General features: G+C 70.8%; 18 protein-coding genes. 12 read left to right on the forward strand and 6 right to left on the reverse strand.

Annotation, left to right across the window (positions count from 1 at the left end):
- Together J0695_RS02415 and J0695_RS02420 are read left to right on the forward strand one after the other, a co-directional pair.
- Positions 1-1,116, forward strand: a 1,116-nt coding sequence (locus J0695_RS02415; protein WP_206959670.1) for an NsdA family TPR-like regulatory protein, incomplete at its 5' end; no start/stop codon positions are given.
- A 51-nt stretch (positions 1,117-1,167) separates the two neighbouring features.
- On the forward strand, positions 1,168-1,698 hold the full coding sequence (locus tag J0695_RS02420; RefSeq protein WP_206959676.1) for an NUDIX hydrolase: 531 nt from the start codon (positions 1,168-1,170) through the stop codon (positions 1,696-1,698).
- Between the two features lie 249 nt (positions 1,699-1,947).
- Here J0695_RS02420 and J0695_RS02425 read toward each other — a convergent pair whose 3' ends face one another.
- Positions 1,948-2,205: a hypothetical protein gene (locus tag J0695_RS02425; protein ID WP_206959678.1), complete on the reverse strand. Its 258-nt coding sequence runs from the start codon at positions 2,203-2,205 to the stop codon at positions 1,948-1,950.
- Positions 2,206-2,320: 115 nt separating this feature from the next.
- Positions 2,321-3,181, reverse strand: coding sequence for a 3-hydroxybutyryl-CoA dehydrogenase (locus J0695_RS02430; RefSeq protein ID WP_206959759.1), 861 nt, complete (start codon positions 3,179-3,181; stop codon positions 2,321-2,323).
- Between the two features lie 148 nt (positions 3,182-3,329).
- Between J0695_RS02430 and J0695_RS02435 the strand changes: the two genes are divergently transcribed.
- Positions 3,330-4,535: a glycoside hydrolase family 10-like protein gene (locus J0695_RS02435; protein ID WP_206959685.1), complete on the forward strand. Its 1,206-nt coding sequence runs from the start codon at positions 3,330-3,332 to the stop codon at positions 4,533-4,535.
- Here J0695_RS02435 and J0695_RS02440 read toward each other — a convergent pair.
- On the reverse strand, positions 4,532-5,644 hold the full coding sequence (locus tag J0695_RS02440) for an EamA family transporter (protein ID WP_206959687.1): 1,113 nt from the start codon (positions 5,642-5,644) through the stop codon (positions 4,532-4,534). The two genes, J0695_RS02435 and J0695_RS02440, sit on opposite strands and share 4 nt — an antisense overlap.
- Between J0695_RS02440 and J0695_RS02445 the strand changes: the two genes are divergently transcribed.
- The gene (locus J0695_RS02445; protein WP_206959688.1) at positions 5,643-7,079 is read left to right on the forward strand and encodes an aminotransferase-like domain-containing protein; all 1,437 of its coding nucleotides are present in this window, start codon (positions 5,643-5,645) and stop codon (positions 7,077-7,079) included. The genes J0695_RS02440 and J0695_RS02445 overlap by 2 nt on opposite strands.
- A 19-nt stretch (positions 7,080-7,098) precedes the next feature.
- Positions 7,099-7,530, forward strand: coding sequence for a GNAT family N-acetyltransferase (locus J0695_RS02450; RefSeq protein ID WP_206959689.1), 432 nt, complete (start codon positions 7,099-7,101; stop codon positions 7,528-7,530).
- A 15-nt stretch (positions 7,531-7,545) separates the two neighbouring features.
- Here J0695_RS02450 and J0695_RS02455 read toward each other — a convergent pair whose 3' ends face one another.
- Positions 7,546-7,983: a DUF6314 family protein gene (locus tag J0695_RS02455; RefSeq protein ID WP_206959690.1), complete on the reverse strand. Its 438-nt coding sequence runs from the start codon at positions 7,981-7,983 to the stop codon at positions 7,546-7,548.
- A gap of 105 nt (positions 7,984-8,088) precedes the next feature.
- On the opposite strand from J0695_RS02455, the gene J0695_RS02460 reads away from it, so the two are divergent.
- Both J0695_RS02460 and J0695_RS02465 read left to right on the forward strand, forming a co-directional pair.
- On the forward strand, positions 8,089-8,664 hold the full coding sequence (locus J0695_RS02460; protein ID WP_206959691.1) for a histidine phosphatase family protein: 576 nt from the start codon (positions 8,089-8,091) through the stop codon (positions 8,662-8,664).
- A 31-nt stretch (positions 8,665-8,695) separates the two neighbouring features.
- Entirely contained in the window at positions 8,696-10,207 is a 1,512-nt protein-coding gene (locus tag J0695_RS02465) for a hypothetical protein (RefSeq protein WP_206959692.1), read from the forward strand.
- Here J0695_RS02465 and J0695_RS02470 read toward each other — a convergent pair.
- A complete protein-coding gene (locus tag J0695_RS02470; protein ID WP_206959694.1) occupies positions 10,204-10,962 on the reverse strand; it encodes a Clp protease N-terminal domain-containing protein in 759 nt (252 codons plus the stop codon). The two genes, J0695_RS02465 and J0695_RS02470, sit on opposite strands and share 4 nt — an antisense overlap.
- A 123-nt stretch (positions 10,963-11,085) precedes the next feature.
- Here J0695_RS02470 and argC point away from each other — a divergent pair, with 123 nt between their 5' ends.
- Genes argC through J0695_RS02495 form a run of 5 tightly spaced genes read left to right on the forward strand, consistent with a single transcriptional unit; the run spans position 11,086 to position 15,916 of the window.
- Positions 11,086-12,120: an N-acetyl-gamma-glutamyl-phosphate reductase gene (gene argC, locus J0695_RS02475; protein ID WP_206959695.1), complete on the forward strand. Its 1,035-nt coding sequence runs from the start codon at positions 11,086-11,088 to the stop codon at positions 12,118-12,120.
- Positions 12,117-13,268, forward strand: a complete 1,152-nt coding sequence (gene argJ, locus J0695_RS02480) for a bifunctional glutamate N-acetyltransferase/amino-acid acetyltransferase ArgJ (RefSeq protein WP_206959696.1) — start codon at positions 12,117-12,119, stop codon at positions 13,266-13,268. Before argC ends, argJ begins: the two co-directional genes overlap by 4 nt.
- Entirely contained in the window at positions 13,265-14,176 is a 912-nt protein-coding gene (gene argB, locus J0695_RS02485; RefSeq protein WP_206959697.1) for an acetylglutamate kinase, read from the forward strand. Before argJ ends, argB begins: the two co-directional genes overlap by 4 nt.
- Complete coding sequence (locus tag J0695_RS02490; protein ID WP_206959698.1) at positions 14,173-15,369, forward strand: acetylornithine transaminase; 1,197 nt, start codon at positions 14,173-14,175, stop codon at positions 15,367-15,369. The genes argB and J0695_RS02490 overlap by 4 nt, the downstream gene beginning before the upstream one ends.
- Before the next feature lie 10 nt (positions 15,370-15,379).
- Positions 15,380-15,916 (forward strand): arginine repressor, encoded by a 537-nt coding sequence (locus tag J0695_RS02495; protein WP_206959699.1) that lies wholly within the window; start codon positions 15,380-15,382, stop codon positions 15,914-15,916.
- Positions 15,917-15,927: 11 nt separating this feature from the next.
- Here the strand turns inward: J0695_RS02495 and J0695_RS02500 are convergent, their stop codons facing one another.
- Positions 15,928-16,935 (reverse strand): hydroxyacid dehydrogenase, encoded by a 1,008-nt coding sequence (locus J0695_RS02500; RefSeq protein ID WP_206959701.1) that lies wholly within the window; start codon positions 16,933-16,935, stop codon positions 15,928-15,930.
- Positions 16,936-17,108 lie beyond the last annotated feature (173 nt).

The following is a 17,108-nucleotide window of genomic DNA, read 5'->3' on the forward strand; positions in this document are numbered from 1 at the left end:
GACATCGGTCTCGGCGTGCCGGGGATCCCCGCGCCCCAACACGGCACGCCGCTCTCGGGGTTCGTGGAGCGGGCCGCCGCGCTGTGGCGCTCCGACGAGCAGCAGCGTCCGCACATACTGGGTGCGCCAGCGGTCACGGGTACGCCCGCCGTACTGCCGGTGTGGGAGTGGGAGAACCCGCCGGAGGACGTGGACGTCTCCCGCAGCGGCCAGACGCGGGTGAGCCTCGCCGACACCGAGACACTCCGCGCGGCCCGCGCCCACTACGAGCAGATGTACCGCAAGGCGGGCGGCATCGCGACGCGCGCCCGTATCGTCGGCTTCCTCAACAACGAGACCGCGCCGCTGCTGCGCGGCAGCTACACCGACGCGACAGGGCGCCAACTGCACCGCGCCACGGGCGGGTTGGTGGCCATCGCGGGGATCTGTGCGTACGACTCCAACGCCCAGGGCCTCGCCCAGCGCTACTTCCATCAGGCGCTGCGCCTGGCCAAGGCCAGCGGGGACCGCGGGCTCGGTGCGTATGTCGTGGCCCTGCTGGTCAACCAGACGCTGTTCATGAAGGAATACCGCCAGGCCGTGGCCTTTGCCGAGGCGGCGCTGCGAGCTGCGGGCAAGGAGCTGACGCCGGCGCTGGCGACCGATCTCCACGCGATGCAGGCGAAGGCCTACGCCTATCTCGGCGACAGCAGCAACGCCCTGGCGTGCATCAGGCGTGCGGAGGCGGCCGCCGAGCGCATCAGCACCAGTGCGGAACCGGATGAGACCGGCTACGTCCAGCCGGGTCTGGTCAATGTGCAGGTGGCGGAGGCGCTGCTCAGACTCGGTGACCTGCCGGCTGCGCGGGAACAGGCCGCCGCGGCGGCCGGCGCTCCCGCACACGACCGGGGTCGGGTCCACCGGCTGGCGATGCTCGCCCAGATCGAACTGCGCCAGGGGGAGGCTGACAGGGCCGTGGCCACCGCTGTCGAAATGGCCGAGGCGGCCCGGGGGATGGAGTCGCAGCGGCTCAGGGACCGGCTGCGTGTGGTCCGGAATCATCTGGCCGCGAGCGGATTCGCACAGGCCGATGAGGCCGCTGCACTCATCGACAGGGCTTTGCGCGTTCCCCTGTGACCGTGCTCCTGCTGCGATGTTGCCATCTACTTGTCGGAAGGTGGCAGAAACGTGCAGTGGACGAACTTAAGCGAACAGACTGTGTACAAGAACCGCTGGTTCCGGGTCAACCTGGCGGACGTCGAACTCCCCGACGGCCGCCACCTCGACCACTTCGTCATACGGCTGCGGCCGGTGGCCGTGGCGACCGTCGTCAACGAGGCCAACGAGGTGCTGCTGCTCTGGCGCCATCGCTTCATCACCGACAGCTGGGGCTGGGAACTCGCGGCCGGCGTCGTCGAGGACGGTGAGGACGTCGCGGTGGCCGCGGCCCGCGAGATGGAGGAGGAGACCGGCTGGCGGCCGGGCCCCCTCCAGCACCTGCTGACCGTCGAGCCGTCCAACGGACTGACCGACGCCCGGCACCATCTCTACTGGTCGGACCAGGGGACGTACATCGGTCATCCCGAGGACGACTTCGAGTCCTCGCGCCGCGAATGGGTCCCGCTGAAGCTGGTCCCGGACATGATCGCCCGCGGTGAGGTACCGGCCTCCAACATGGCTGCCGGACTGCTGATGCTGCACCATCTGCGGCTCGGCTGAGCGCTGAGCCTGTCGGCTGGGGCGTGTTGTGAAAGCAGCGTCGTCCGCCCGAAGGGCGGGCCGCGCGGCGTCAGGTGCACCGCACTCGCTTCGCTCGCTCCGTCTCGGCTCATTCCTTCATTCTCCGGATGCCGAGCGCTCTCTGCGTGCCGGCCGGAAGCCCTCGTAGTGGACTGCTTGGGCTCTCGGCCGGTGCGGCGAGAGTGCGTGCATGGCGTCGCGTGGCAGACGGGACTTTCACAACACGCCCTAGTGCCCGAGGGCCTGCCAGACCGCCACCGCCAGTGCGCCGACGGCGGCCAGGACGGCTACCGTGGGCAGTGGCCAGCGGGTGTGCTCCAGGGTGCTGATGCGTACGGTCAGATCGGTCAGGTCCTTGTCGATCTGACCGTCGCGCTGACTGAGCAGGGCGAGCCGGCCGTCGATCTTGGCGAGACCGACGTCGAGGCTGCGGTGCAGCTCGGCGAATTCTTCGACGACCACGGGAAGGTCGGGGTCGGAGGACACGGTTCCGCTCCCTTTCTCTCTGAGGAGGGCCGGAACCGAGTCAACTCGCCTTGTGCACAAGGCGACAGGCAGTGCGCGGGGCATATGCGAGCACGCCCCGCACACTCCGTGCGAATCAGGAGTACGGGTAGAAGCCAGAGCCCGTCTTGCGGCCGAGACGACCCGCGTCCACCATCCGCTGCAGCAGCGGGGGAGCGGCGTACAGCGGCTCCTTGAATTCGGCGTACATCGAGTCAGCGACCGAGGCCACCGTGTCCAGGCCGATCAGGTCCGCGAGCTTCAGCGGGCCCATCGGGTGGGCGCAGCCCATCTCCATGCCGTTGTCGATGTCCTCGCGGCTGGCGATTCCCGACTCGAACATCCGGATCGCGGAAAGCAGATACGGAATGAGCAGCGCGTTGACCACGAAGCCCGAGCGGTCCTGCGCGCGGATCGCGTGCTTGCCCAGGACGTTCTGCACCAGCGCCTCGGAGCGCTTCACCGTCTCGTCGGACGTGGTCAGCGCCGGGATCAGCTCGACGAGCTGCTGGACCGGAGCCGGGTTGAAGAAGTGGATGCCCATGACCTGGTCGGGACGGGAGGTCGCGACCGCCAGCTTCACCAGCGGGATGGACGAGGTGTTGGAGGCGAGGATCGCGTCCGGGCGGGTCACCACCTGGTCGAGGACCTGGAAGATCTCATTCTTGACCTGCTCGTTCTCCACGACGGCCTCGATGACGAGATCGCGGTCGGCGAACTCCCCGAGGTCGGTGGTGAAGCTGAGGCGGGCGAGCGTGGCGTCGCGCTCCTCCTCGGTGATCTTGCCGCGCTCGGCGGCCTTCGAGAGGGAGTTGTGCAGCCGGGTACGGCCGATCTCCAGGGCCTCGCCGGTGGTCTCGGCGACCATCACTTCGAGGCCGCTGCGCGCGCACACCTCCGCGATGCCCGCGCCCATCTGGCCACAGCCCACCACTCCGACACGAGTGATGTCCGTCAGCGAGTCCGTCACATCCAGCCTTCCGCAGATCTGTCCGGACGAGTCCCCCGTATGATTCCGGCGCCCGTCCCGGCCCTTGACGTTACTCCTGACCTGCGGGTGAATGGCGTGTCGGGTTAACAATCGCTTACTGAGCAGGGGGCGACGCATGAGGTCTGTCAGCCGAAGAGGACTGGTGGCGGGGGCGGCCGCGGTGGTGTCGGCCCTGGTGCTGCCGGGTGAGGCCGTCGCCCGACCGCTTCCTTCGCACCGCGAGATGCGCGGGATGTGGATCGCGACCGTCGCCAACCGGGACTGGCCCTCAGTGGCGGGACTCACAGCGGCGCAGCAGCGCGAGGAGCTCATCGCGTACCTCGACACGGCGGTGAAGCGGAAGCTGACCGCCGTGATCCTCCAGGTCAGGCCGACCGCCGACGCCCTCTGGCCCTCGCCGTACGAGCCCTGGGCCCAGTACCTCACCGGGGTGCAGGGCCAGGACCCGGGCTGGGACCCGCTGGGCACCGCGGTGAAGGAGGCCCACCGGCGCGGGCTCGAGCTGCACGCCTGGTTCAATCCGTACCGCGTCGCCAACCACACCGACCCCTCACGGCTGGCGCCCGGGCACCCGGCGCGCGTCCACCCGGACTGGGTCCTTCCGTACGGCGGGAAGCTCTACTACAACCCCGGTCTGCCCGAGGTCCGGCGCTTCGTGCAGGACGCGATGCTCGATGCCGTACGCCGCTACGACATCGACGCCGTCCACTGGGACGACTACTTCTACCCGTATCCCGTGGCCGGGCAGACCTTCGCCGACGACGACGCGTACCGGCGCTACGGCGCGGGCTTCGCCGACAAGGCGGCCTGGCGGCGGGACAACACGGACCGGCTGGTGCACGAGACGGCCGCCCGCATCAAGAAGATCAAGCCGCGGGTGCGCTTCGGGATAAGCCCCTTCGGCGTGTGGCGCAACCAGGCGACCGACCCCGCCGGGTCGGCCACGACCGCCGGCGTGCAGACCTACGACGATCTGCACGCGGACACCCGTAAATGGGTCAGGGAAGGCTGGATCGACTACATCTGCCCGCAGGTGTACTGGAACATCGGCTTCGCTGCGGCGGACTACGCGGCGCTGGTGCCCTGGTGGGACGGTGTCGTACGGGGCACGGGCGTCGACCTGTACATCGGCGAGGCCCTGTACAAGGCGGGCGACCCGGCCCAGCCCGCGCCGTGGCAGGACCCGGCCGAGCTGTCGCGCCACCTCACCTTCGCCCACGGCTGCCGCCAGGTGCGCGGCCATGTCTTCTTCTCCGGCAAGGAGGTCGCCACGGACGCGACCGGCGCGATGGCCAGGGTGGTGGCCGACCACTACGCCTAACTGGTCTCGCGGTGCTGCACCACGGAGTCGGGGCCCGGTGACATCAGGGCCTCGTGGCCGTCCTCGAAGCGCACACGGTACGGAGGCAGCCCGCCGGTCCCCAGCACTTCGACGATCTCCGCGATCCTGTCCTGCTGTCCGACGGTCCTGCCATGCACCAGCAGATGGTCCCCCACGCTTGCTTGCATGGGATCAATTCTACGACTGGCAGCGGGAGTTGAAGCCCGCTGCGTCACGGCGATGCACACCAGAACGGCCCCCGCCGCCACCGGCGCGGCGGGGGAGAGGTGCTCCCTGAGCAGTGCCACCGACCAGACGAGCGTCAGCAGGGGCTGGGCGAGCTGGAGTTGACTGGCCTTGGCGACGCCGATGTCCGCCATGGCCCGGTACCAGATGACCAGTCCGAGGAACTGGGCCCCCACCGCTACCCAGAGCAGGCCCGCGACGCTGTGGACCGTGAGATGCACCGGTTCGACGGACAGGGCGAAAGCCGCTGCCGGAACGGCGACCGGCAGGCACAGCACCAGGGTCCAGCCGATCACCTGCCAGCCGGGCATCTCCCGTGCCAGCCGCCCGCCTTCGGTGTAACCGGCCGCGCACACCAGGAGTGCGGCGAAGAGGAAGCCGTCCCCGGCGGACAGCGCGCCACCGGACTGCTGCACGGTGAACGCGATCACCACGGCGGCCCCGGTCAGGGCGGCCGCCCAGAAGGTCCGCGAGGGCCGCGCCCCGGTCCGTACGGCGGCGAAGACGGCCGTGGTCAGCGGGAGCAGGCCCACCACCACGGCGGCATGGGAGGTGGTCGACGTCTGCAGCGCGAGCGTGGTGAGCAACGGGAAACCGGCGACCACGCCCAGTGCCACCACCGCGAGCCCCGCCCAGTGGCGGCGAGGGGGGAAGGGGGCCCGGCAGGCGATCAGTGCGGCGCCCGCGACCAGCGCGGCGAGCACGCACCGTACGGTCACCAGCGACCAGGGGCCGAAGCCTTCCAGGCCCCAGGCCGTCGCGGGGAAGGTGAGGGAGAAGGTGACGACAGCCAGGGCGGCCAGGAGGGTTCCCGAGCTGACCGCTATCGAGCCGGAGTGAGTAGCGCTATTCTCTGCTGTCATGCATGAGCGTAGCAGTGTGGCTGATCTGGTGAAATCCCTGCGGGACGAGCTGAACCGCTATCCAGTGGATGGAAAACTGCCGTCGAGCCGCGTCATGGTGGAGCACTACCGGGTCAGCCCGGTGACCGTCTCGCGCGCCCTCGCCCAGCTGGCCGCCGAGGGGCTGGTCGTCACCCGCCCCGGCGCCGGCGCCTACCGTGCCGAGCCCCGCGCCCGGCCCGCCGAGTCCGGCGACACCTCCTGGCAGGAGGTCGCACTCGGTGTGGAGGGCGCCACTGGCGCCACCCCGCGAACGGTCGACGCCTCGGGTGTACTGGTCTCGCTCGCCACCCCCGCACCGGGCGTCATCGAGTTCAACAGCGGCTATCTGCACAGCTCGCTCCAGCCCGAACAAGCGATGGCCGCTGCCCTCGCGCGCGCCGGACGCCGTCCCGGCGCCTGGGGACGGCCGCCGACGGACGGACTCCCCGAGCTCCGCGAATGGTTCGCGCGCGGGATCGGCGGCATGATCACCGCGGCGGAGGTGCTGGTCACCTCGGGCGGCCAGAGCGCACTCACCACCGCGCTGCGCGCCGTCGCCCCGCCCGGCGCCTCTGTCCTCGTCGAATCGCCCACCTACCCGGGCATGCTGGCCATCGCCCGCGCTGCCGGGCTTCACCCGGTGCCCGTCCCGGTGGACCGCGACGGTGTACGCCCCGAACTCCTCGCCGCCGCTTTCAAGGCCACCGGCGCCCGCGCGTTCGTCTGCCAGCCGCTCTTCCAGAACCCGACCGGCGCCGTGCTCTCCGACGAGCGCCGCCCCGAAGTCCTGCGCATCGCCCGCGAGGCCGGGGCCTTCGTCATCGAGGACGATTTCGTACGCCGGCTGGTCCACGAGGACGCGGGTCCGCTGCCGCGCCCGCTCGCCACCGACGACCGCGACGGCACTGTGATCCACGTCTGCTCGCTCACCAAGGCGACCTCGCCGAGCCTGCGGATCGGCATCCTGGCCGCCCGTGGACCCGTACTCGAGCGGATGCGCGCCATCCAGATCGTGGACAGCTTCTTCGTGCCGCGCCCGCTCCAGGAGGCCACCCTCGAACTCGTCGGCTCACCCGCCTGGAACCGCCATCTGCGCCGGGTGTCGGTCGAGTTGAGGAAGCGCCGCGACACCCTGACCACCTCCCTGAGCCTGAACCTCCCCGAACTCGCCCTGCCGCACATCCCCTCCGGCGGCTACCACCTCTGGCTCCGCCTCCCCGACGGCACCGACGAGGCCGCCCTCACCTCTGCCGCCCTTCGTGCGGGCGTCTCGGTCACACCCGGCCGCCCGTACTTCTCCGCCGAGCCACCCGCACCGCATCTGCGGGTGAGCTTCGCGGGCGTATCGGGCCCCGCCGAGATCATCGAGGGGGTGCGCAGGCTCCGTACCGCCTGCGACGAGGTGCTCGGATAGCCTCCGTTAGCCTCCGTACATGAGCGAAACGACCTTCGGCGCGTACGAGATATCCGCCGACCCGGGCCGCCTGGACGCGGCCCGCATCCACCACTGGCTCTCGACCGACGCGTACTGGGCGCTCGGCCGCAGCCGCGAGAAGCAGGACTCGGCCATCGCAGGGTCGCTCAACTTCGGTGCGTACGACGCCACTTCGGGTGAGCAGATCGCCTACGCCCGGGTGGTCACCGACCACGCCACCTTCGCCTGGCTCTGCGATGTGTACGTCGACCGTCCGGCCCGCGGCACCGGCCTCGGCACCGCCCTGGTCGCCGCCGTCCGCGACCACCTGGAGCCCAGCGGGCTGCGCCGCATCCTGCTGGCGACCGCGGACGCGCACGGCGTGTACGAGAAGATCGGCTTCACGACGCTGGAGAACCCGGACAAGTGGATGGCCCTCGGAATCCAGTGACCACGTGCTGAGTGACTAGGGGAGGGACCGCTCGAGTTCCGTGACGAGCAGCAGCTCCTTGGCGGGGCCGCCCACCTGCCAGACCATCCGCCAGCTGTCGGGTCCGTAGACCTCGAACTCGCCCCGGTAGAGGTCCGCCGAGCACGGATGGTCGGCGGTGTGGCGCCCCGTCCGCAGATCCAGATCGTGGAAGAACCGCCCGTCGGAGAAGTGGACGTCCATCGTCCCCGCCGTGTCACCGGGCAGGAACCGCAGCGTCCGCTCCGCGGGCCGCGCGACGCCCTGCCAGGTGAAGGTGCCGGACTCGTGGTGCAGCAGCCCGCCGCCGTCGAGCGGCCCGAACTCAGTACGCCCCGTGAAGTGCCCCTCGGCGCCGTTCGCCAGATCGCGGACGGTGCGCTCGACCCGCCAGGTCCCCGCCAGATAGGCCAGGGCGTCGGGCACGGGATGCATGGGGGCGGATCTCCTAGGACGGTTGCTCAGGAACTGCGTGTACGACCCGGACGACCCTACTCGTACCCCTTGACCAGCAGGGCTTTCGGTCGGACGATCACCGCCATGGACATACGGGTCACGCTGGTCGCCGCCGCGCGCAGTTCCTCCCGCCTCGCCGAGCGGTTCGACGACGACCGGCCCCTCGACCAGACCGGCTGGCACGAGATCCAGCTCGTCGCCCACACCCTTGTCCCGCTCGGCGCGGCCGAACTGCGCTACTGCTCACCCACCGCCCGCTCCCGCGCCACCGGCGAGGCGCTCGGCTACGCCCCGCTCGCCCAGCCCGGACTCAGCGACTGCGACATGGGCCGCTGGCGCGGCCACACCCTGGCCGAGGTGACGGCCCGCGAACCCGGCGCCGTGGACGCCTGGCTCGCCGACCCGCGCTCGGCCCCGCACGGCGGCGAATCGCTGCTCGCCTTCATCTCCCGGATAGGCCGCTGGCTCGACACCCGCCCCGCCGACGCCGGGGACAGCATCGTCGCGGTGGCCGAACCGGCCGTCGTACGGGCCGCGTTGGTGTACGCACTGAAAGCGCCGCCCTCCGCGTACTGGAACGTGGACGTCCGGCCGCTGTCGACGGTCACGGTCAGCGGCCGGGCGGGCCGCTGGAGCCTGCGTCTGGAGGCCGGGGTCTGACCTGTCGGCACGGCCGGGGCAGGATGGCCCCGTGAATCATGTCCTGTGCGGGCTCGCCGCCAATGAAGCCCTGCCGCCCGAGCTGGTCGACCGGCTCATCGCCGTCGCGGACTCCGAGATCGCCGACCATCTCGCGCAACGGACCGACCTCAGCGGTGCGCAGGCGAGAGCGCTGGCCGCGCGCGTCGAGGATTCCGCGGTGAGGCTCGTTCACGAGGGCCGGCTCACCGCCGCCGACATCGATCCGGTGACGCAGCCGGATGCCGCGCTCGCCCTGCTCGACCGGGGCGCGGGACGCCCGGAGTGGGCGCGCCTCTTCGCGGTGGACCCGGCCGTCGGGCGCCGGGAGAAGCTGGCCGCCTGCCCGGGCCTGCCGCCCGAGGTGGTGGAGACGCTCGCCGTGGACCCGGACGTAGGAGTCGTCGCGGAGCTCGCCCTGTGGGGCACATCGGAGGTGGCGGCCCGGCTTGCTTCGCATCCGCATGCCGAGGTCCGCCGGGCGGTCGCGGCCAACGGGGCGACGTCCCCGGCCGTACTGGCGATGCTGATCACCGGCGAAGGACTGCCCCCGGCACGAAGTTGCCTGGTCTGCGACCGCGAAGAGATCCCGTACGTACACGATCCGCAGTGCCCTCGGCCCGACTGCGACCTGCTGCCCGGCGCCTCCTGCGACGGATCGCACGAGTCCACCGTGCACAACATGCAGTGGCAGGTGCTGGGGAACGAGGCCACGCCCACAGAGGCTGTCGTCGCCTTCGCCGATCACCCCTCGATGCTGCTGCGCTGCCAACTGGCCGCCCGCCCTGACCTGCCGCCCGAGGTGGCGGAACGGCTCGCCGTCGATCCCCTTCCCGGGGTACGGGCCGACCTCGCCGAGAATCCCGCGATCGGCGAGGCGCTGATCCGCACACTGGCCGCCGACCGCGGTCACGACGTACAGCGCAGGCTGGCGCACCACCCGCAGGTGCCGCTCGACGTGCTCGCCGCCCTGGCAGGCTCCACCAAGATCGGCGCGACTCCCGTTCCCCGGATCGCCGCTGCCTCTCCCGCCGAGATCGAGGAACTGGCCAAGTCGCCCTGTCCGGCGGTACGGATGCTCCTGGCCCAGCGCCGTGATCTGCCGGCCGCGATCCGCGACGCGCTGGCCGACGACCCCGACGCGAAGGTGGTCAAGTCCGTCGCGCCGCACCCTGGCCTCCCGGAGGACCGGCTCCGCGCCCTGCTCGCCCGGCACGGTTCCCGGGTCGCCGCCGGGGTGGCGGCCAATCCGGACGCCACCGCGGACCTCCTGGTGGAGCTGAGCCGGCAGGAGCCGCCGGTACGCAAGGCCTTCCGAGAGATCGCCCGTCACCGCAACGCGACGGCACCGGCCCTGCTGGCCTGCCTGGCGGACCGGCGGGCGAGACCGATCGCCGCCGGTCATCCGGCCCTCCCGCCGCCGGTCGTCGTGGAGCTGCTCGCCGACGCCGACTGGCAGGTGGTGGAGGCCGCGGCGGCCAATACTTCGCTGCCGCGCGCCGTGATGACCGAACTGGTGCCCTAGCCCCGGTCGGGGTCCGCGCCCAGTTGCTCCTCGATCCGCTCGATCCGCCGCAGCAGCGGCTGGAGCTCCCGGCGTACGGCCTCGGCGACCGGCTCCGCACTCTGTGCGGCCGGTGCCGTCGCCTGGGTACGGAGGTGGAGGTATCCGGCCAGGGCCGCACTCACCGCGCGGCGGACCGCCCGCGGCTCGGCGCCGAGGGCGCGCAGCACCTGGCCGCCGGTGCCGTCGGGTTCCGTGACGATGCCGAGCAGGAGGTGCTCGCAGCCCACGTAGTGGTGGCCGAACGATGTCGCCTCGGTGACCGCCAGCTCCAGCGCCTCGGCCGCAGGACCGTCGAACCGGGCCGGGTCCGCGGGCCCGGCAACCTCTGCCGCCGCCTCTGCCGCCGCCTGTTGTTTCGCCAGATCGCGGGTGATCTGCTGCGGTTCGATCTCCATCGCCTGCAGGACCCGTACGGCCAGATTGCCGCCCTCCTCCAGGATCGCGCCCAGCAGGTGCCCGGTCCCCATGCGGGGCGCACCGGTGGCCCGCGCCTGCTCCGATGCCAGCTTCAGGACCTGCTGGGCCCGCTGGGTGAAGTTCGTGAGTGCTCCCGCGGGCTCCGCGCCGGTGGGGGCCGCGACGGTCTCCCGGATGGCGATCACTCTCCGTACCGCCTGCTCCAGGGCCCGCTGGCAGACCGCGGACACCGGGACGCCGGTCTCCTTGACCGCTTCCGCCAGCTCGTCCGGCAGATAGACGTTGATCTTCGGCATGAGCTCCGCCTCACTCTCGCGTGATGGAATAACCCCAAGCTACCCCCAGTGGGGTTATGATCGCTACTCTTTGCATAACACTGCATTGTTACGTATAGTCATGCCATCAACGAGGAGGGTCCGATGGCGGTACGAGCAGCAGTGGCAGGGGCGAGCGGGTACGCGGGCGGGGAAGTCCTGCGTCTGCTTCTCGCGCACCCCGGCATCGAGATCGGCGCCCTCACCGGAAACTCCAACGCGGGCCAGCTGCTCGGCGCACTGCAGCCGCATCTGCTCCCGCTGGCAGGCCGGACGCTGGAGCCGACCACCGCCGAGGTGCTCGCCGGTCACGACGTCGTCTTCCTCGCGCTGCCGCACGGCCAGTCCGCCGCCGTCGCCGAACAGCTCGGCGACGATGTGCTCGTCGTCGACATGGGCGCCGACTTCCGGCTGAAGGACGCGGCCGACTGGGAGACGTTCTACGGCTCCCCGCACGCCGGCACCTGGCCCTACGGCCTCCCCGAACTCCCCGGCGCGCGTGCCGCGCTGGCCGGCACGAAGCGTATCGCCGTCCCCGGCTGCTACCCGACCGCCGTCTCCCTCGCGCTCTTCCCGGCGTACGAGGCCGGAATCGCCGAGCCCGAAGCGGTGATCGTCGCGGCCTCCGGCAGCTCCGGCGCGGGCAAGGCCGCCAAGCCGCATCTGCTCGGCTCCGAGGTCATGGGCTCCATGTCCCCGTACGGCGTCGGTGGCGGCCACCGCCACACCCCCGAGATGATCCAGAACCTCTCCGCCGCGGCGGGCGAGCGCGTCGGCGTCTCCTTCACCCCGACGCTCGCCCCGATGTCCCGAGGCATCCTCGCCACCTGCTCGGCGAAGGCGAAGCCCGGGGCCCGGGTCACCGCGGAGACGTTGCGTGCGACGTACGAAAAGGCCCTCGCCGACGAGCCGTTCGTGCACCTTCTCCCCGAGGGGCAGTGGCCCGCCACCGCCTCCGTGTACGGCTCCAACGCCGTCCACATCCAGGTCGCGTACGACGAGGCCGCCGGCCGCATCATCGCGATCAGCGCCATCGACAACCTCGCCAAGGGCACCGCGGGCGGCGCGATCCAGAGCATGAACATCGCCCTCGGTCTTCCCGAGGACACCGGACTTTCCACGATCGGAGTAGCACCGTGAGCGTCACGGCAGCACAGGGATTCACGGCGGCGGGCATCACCGCCGGAATCAAGGAGAGCGGCACCCCCGACCTGGCCCTCGTGGTCAACAACGGGCCGCGCCGCGCCGCTGCGGGCGTCTTCACCTCCAACCGCGTGAAGGCCGCCCCCGTCCTCTGGTCGGAGCAGGTCCTCAAGGGCGGCGAGGTCACTGCGGTCGTCCTCAACTCCGGTGGAGCCAACGCCTGTACGGGCCCCAAGGGCTTCCAGGACACGCACGCCACCGCCGAGAAGGTCGCGGAAGTCCTCGGACAGAACGCGGGCGAGGTCGCCGTCGCGTCGACCGGTCTGATCGGCGTGCTCCTCCCGATGGACAAGCTGCTCCCCGGTATCGAGAAGGCCGCAGCCGCACTCTCCGCGCACGGCGGCGAGAAGGCCGCCATCGCCATCAAGACGACCGACACCGTCCACAAGACGTCGGTCGTCACCGGCGACGGCTGGACCGTCGGCGGCATGGCCAAGGGTGCGGGCATGCTCGCCCCGGGCCTCGCCACCATGCTCGTCGTCCTCACCACCGACGCCGACCTGGACAGCGCGACGCTCGACAAGGCGCTGCGCGACGCCACCCGGCAGACCTTCGACCGGGTCGACTCCGACGGCTGCATGTCGACCAACGACACGGTCCTGCTGCTCGCCTCCGGAGCGTCCGAAGTCGCCCCCGCCTACGCGGAGTTCGCCGAAGCGGTACGTACCGTCTGCGACGACCTCGCCCGCCAGCTGATCGGCGACGCGGAGGGGGCCAGCAAGGACATCCGTATCGAGGTGATCAACGCCGCGACTGAGGACGACGCCGTCGAGGTGGGCCGCTCCATCGCCCGTAACAACCTCCTCAAGTGCGCCATCCACGGCGAGGACCCCAACTGGGGCCGGGTGCTCTCCGCGATCGGCACCACGGGCGCCGCCTTCGAGCCCGACGAGCTGAACGTCGCCATCAACGGCGTCTGGGTCTGCAAGAACGGCTCGGTCGGCGACGACCGCGACCTGGTCGACATGCGCTACCGCGAGGTGAAGATCACCGCGGACCTGGCCGCAGGCAGCGAATCGGCGGTCATCTGGGCCAACGACCTGACCGCGGAGTACGTCCACGAGAACAGCGCGTACAGCTCATGAGCGCGCGCAAGCACACCGCGCTGCCCAAGGCGCAGATCCTCATCGAGGCACTGCCCTGGCTGACCCGTCACCAGGGCAAGACCGTCGTGATCAAGTTCGGCGGGAACGCCATGATCGACGAGGAGCTCAAGGCCGCCTTCGCCCAGGACGTCGTCTTCCTGCACCACGCGGGCCTCAAGCCCGTCGTCGTGCACGGCGGCGGCCCGCAGATCAGCGCACAGCTCGATCTGCAGGGCATCGTCAGCGAGTTCAAGGCGGGCCTGCGCGTCACCACCCCCGAGGCGATGGACGTCGTACGGATGGTCCTCGCGGGCCAGGTCCAGCGCGAACTGGTCGGCCTGCTCAACCAGCACGGCCCGCTCGCCGTCGGTATGACCGGCGAGGACGCGCACACCATCACCGCCACCCAGCACTTCCCGCAGATCGACGGCGCACCGGTCGACATCGGCCGGGTCGGCGAGATCACCGAGATCAACACCGGCGCCATCGAGGCGCTGCTCGCCGACGGCCGTATCCCGGTCGTCTCCTCGATCGCCCGATCCCAGGACGACCACCATGTCTACAACGTCAATGCTGATACGGCGGCTGCGGCACTCGCTGCTGCGCTGGGCGCCGAGACCCTGATGGTCCTCACGGACGTCGAGGGCCTCTACGAGGACTGGCCCAACAGCGACGACGTGATCAGCCGCCTCACCGCCACCGAGCTGGAGAAGCTCCTGCCCGAGCTGGCCAGCGGGATGGTCCCCAAGATGGAGGGCTGTCTCCACGCGGTACGCAACGGCGTCACCACCGCCCGGGTGATCGACGGGCGGGTCCAGCACTCGATCCTGCTGGAGATCTTCACCGACGAAGGAATCGGCACGATGGTCGTGCCCGACGCAGTACCCGGTCCGGAGGGGGACTCATGAGCAACCAGGAGCTGTCGCAGCGCTGGCAGGGCGCGCTGATGGACAACTACGGCACCCCGAAGCTCTCCCTCGTACGCGGCGAGGGCGCCAGGGTCTGGGACGCCGACGGAAAGCAGTACACCGACTTCGTCGGCGGCATTGCGGTCAACGCACTCGGCCACGCCCACCCGGCGGTCGTCGCCGCGGTCTCGCGGCAGATCGCCGAACTCGGCCACATCTCCAACCTCTTCATCGCCGAGCCTCCCGTGGTGCTCGCCGAGCGGCTCCTGCAGCTCTTCGGCCGTCCGGGCAGGGTCTACTTCTGCAACTCCGGGGCCGAGGCCAACGAGGCCGTGTTCAAGATCGGCCGGCTCACGGGCCGGACGCACATGGTCGCCACCGAGGGCGCTTTCCACGGCCGTACGATGGGCGCCCTGGCGCTGACCGGCCAGCCCGGCAAGCAGACCGGATTCAAGCCACTCCCGGGCGATGTGACGCATGTGCCGTACGGGGACGTGGAGGCGCTGCGCGCGGCCGTCACCGAGAACACCGCCTTTGTGATCATCGAGCCGATCCAGGGCGAGAAGGGCGTGGTCGTACCGCCCAAGGGCTATCTGCGGGCGGCCCGCGAGATCACCCGCGCCACCGGCACCCTCCTGGTGCTCGACGAGGTGCAGACGGGCATCGGCAGGACCGGCACCTGGTTCGAGTACCAGGCGCACGAGGGCGTCGACCCCGATGTCGTCACGCTCGCCAAGGGCCTCGGCGGCGGGCTGCCCCTCGGCGCGACCGTCGCCTTCGGCGAGACGGCCGAACTGCTCCACCCCGGCCAGCACGGGACGACCTTCGGCGGGAACCCGGTCGCCTGCGCCGCAGGCCTCGCGGTCGTGGACACGATCACCAACGACGGAATCCTCGATCATGTGAAGCGGATCAGCGAGAAGCTCCGCGACGGAATCGAGACGCCGGGCCACCCGCTGGTCGCCCATGTCCGTGGCTCGGGCCTGCTCCTGGGTATCGTGCTCACCGAGCCTCTCGCACCCCAGGTGCAGCAGGCGGCTCAGGACGCAGGCTTCCTGGTGAACGCGCCCGCCCCCGATGTCGTACGGCTGATGCCGCCGCTGATCATCGGCGACGACGAGGTGGACGCGTTCCTGCGGGCGCTGCCCGGCGTTCTCGACACGGCCAACGGGGAAGAGCGATCCGGAGAATGAGGCGACGACGATGACCGAGGCGCAGGAGACCGAGCACGGAGGACCGTCCGTGCCGCAGACCCGCACGGCCCGCCACCGCCGGATCGTGGACATCCTCAACCGGCAGCCGGTGCGCTCCCAGAGCCAGCTGGCCAAGCTCCTCGCGGACGACGGGCTGAACGTCACCCAGGCGACGCTCTCCCGCGACCTCGACGAGCTGGGCGCGGTGAAGATCCGCAACACCGGCGGCGAGCTGATCTACGCGGTGCCCAGCGAGGGCGGTTACCGCGAGCCCAAGGCGCCGCTCGGCGGGTCGGCCAAGGAGGACCGGATGCGCCGCCTCTCCTCGGAACTCCTGATCTCCGCCGAGGCCTCGGCCAACCTGGTCGTCCTGCGGACGCCGCCGGGCGCGGCCCAGTTCCTCGCCTCGGCCATCGACCAGGCCGAACTGCACGACATCCTCGGCACCATCGCGGGCGACGACACCCTGATGCTGATCAGCCGCGACCCGGCCGGCGGCCAGGCGCTGGCCGACCATCTGCTGCGCCTGGCCCAGAACGACCGCTAGGACACCGGCTCCTAGGCGAGACTCCCCGCCAGATCGGGGTCGACGGCGTGCTGCAGCGGTTCGCCGTGGACCAGGCGGCGGAGCTCTGCCAGGACCAGCTCGCCCATGCGCGCCCGCTCCCGCCCCATGGCTCCGGCCAGATGGGGCGTCAGGACGACGTTGGGCAGCGTGAACCAGGGCGAGTCCGGGTCCGGGGGCTCGGGATGCGTCACATCGAGTACGGCGGTGAGGTCGGGACGGCGGCGCAGTACGCCCACGGCCTCCTCCTCGTCCACCAGGCCGCCGCGCGCGGTGTTGATCAGCGTCGCCCCCTCCCCGAGCCGCGACAGCAGCCGCTCGCCGACCAGCCCTTCGGTCTCCGGCAGCAGGGGCGCGTGCAGGCTGACGACGTCGCAGGTCGCGAACAGCTCGTCCGTACCGACGAGGCGCAGGCCGAGCTCGTGCGCGGTGGCGGCGTCCGTCATGGGGTCCGAAGCCAGGACATCGACGTCGAAGTGGCGCAGATGCGCGGCCACCAGACGGCCGATGCGGCCCAGGCCGAACAGGCCGACCCGGGAGCCGTAACCTCCGGGGACCTGCGGGTCGGCGGGGAAGCCGCGGTTCTCCCGCGCCTCGCGGCTGATCCGGTGGACCTGCTTGAGACCGAGCAGGATCTGGGCCAGGGTGTACTCCGCGACCGGTACGGCGTTGGCAGCGGCGGCGGAGACGATGGGGATCCTCCGCGCCCAGAACTCCGGTGTGGTCAGCGGGCGTACGGATCCGGCGGCCACCAGCACCGCGCGCAGCTCGGGGGCGTGCCCGAGCAGCCCTGCGTCGAGCACCGGAGCTCCCCACCCGGTGAGCAGGACGTCCACCCCCGCCAACACACCCGGATCCGAAGCCAGTTGGGCACGGGTGAGCGGCGGCCCCTGCCAGCGGGCGATGCGCCCGATCTCCTCCAGGAGCGCCGGGGGATAGACGTCGCTCCTGCGGTTCTCCTCCATCACGAGCAGTGCGGTCGGTGGCGTCGGATCGGTCATTCCGGCTGCTCCCAGGCTTGTTGACGGTCCGTTGCCGTCTTGCATGGCCGGGACGATACGTCGGACGTGTGCTGTAGGGCGAGCGGGCGATGAAAGTAACTTCCCGGACTTAGTCCACAGATTTAACAAAGTCATCGGACTATTGACCCCCGTTTAACGCAGACGTTACCGTC

The sequence above is a fragment of the Streptomyces beijiangensis genome (genome assembly GCF_017315755.1).
Taxonomy (GTDB): Bacteria; Actinomycetota; Actinomycetes; order Streptomycetales; family Streptomycetaceae; genus Streptomyces; species Streptomyces beijiangensis.

What these genes read in the sequence shown, in the direction of transcription:
- J0695_RS02435 (WP_206959685.1), top strand. Translation starts at nt 3,330, where the DNA reads ATGAGGTCTGTCAGCCGAAGAGGACTGGTGGCGGGGGCGGCCGCGGTG.
- J0695_RS02445 (WP_206959688.1), top strand. Translation starts at nt 5,643, where the DNA reads ATGCATGAGCGTAGCAGTGTGGCTGATCTGGTGAAATCCCTGCGGGAC.
- J0695_RS02440 (WP_206959687.1), bottom strand. Translation starts at nt 5,644, where the DNA reads ATGACAGCAGAGAATAGCGCTACTCACTCCGGCTCGATAGCGGTCAGC.
- J0695_RS02450 (WP_206959689.1), top strand. Translation starts at nt 7,099, where the DNA reads ATGAGCGAAACGACCTTCGGCGCGTACGAGATATCCGCCGACCCGGGC.
- J0695_RS02455 (WP_206959690.1), bottom strand. Translation starts at nt 7,983, where the DNA reads ATGCATCCCGTGCCCGACGCCCTGGCCTATCTGGCGGGGACCTGGCGG.
- J0695_RS02460 (WP_206959691.1), top strand. Translation starts at nt 8,089, where the DNA reads ATGGACATACGGGTCACGCTGGTCGCCGCCGCGCGCAGTTCCTCCCGC.
- J0695_RS02470 (WP_206959694.1), bottom strand. Translation starts at nt 10,962, where the DNA reads ATGCCGAAGATCAACGTCTATCTGCCGGACGAGCTGGCGGAAGCGGTC.
- argC (WP_206959695.1), top strand. Translation starts at nt 11,086, where the DNA reads ATGGCGGTACGAGCAGCAGTGGCAGGGGCGAGCGGGTACGCGGGCGGG.
- argB (WP_206959697.1), top strand. Translation starts at nt 13,265, where the DNA reads ATGAGCGCGCGCAAGCACACCGCGCTGCCCAAGGCGCAGATCCTCATC.
- J0695_RS02490 (WP_206959698.1), top strand. Translation starts at nt 14,173, where the DNA reads ATGAGCAACCAGGAGCTGTCGCAGCGCTGGCAGGGCGCGCTGATGGAC.
- J0695_RS02495 (WP_206959699.1), top strand. Translation starts at nt 15,380, where the DNA reads ATGACCGAGGCGCAGGAGACCGAGCACGGAGGACCGTCCGTGCCGCAG.
- J0695_RS02500 (WP_206959701.1), bottom strand. Translation starts at nt 16,935, where the DNA reads ATGACCGATCCGACGCCACCGACCGCACTGCTCGTGATGGAGGAGAAC.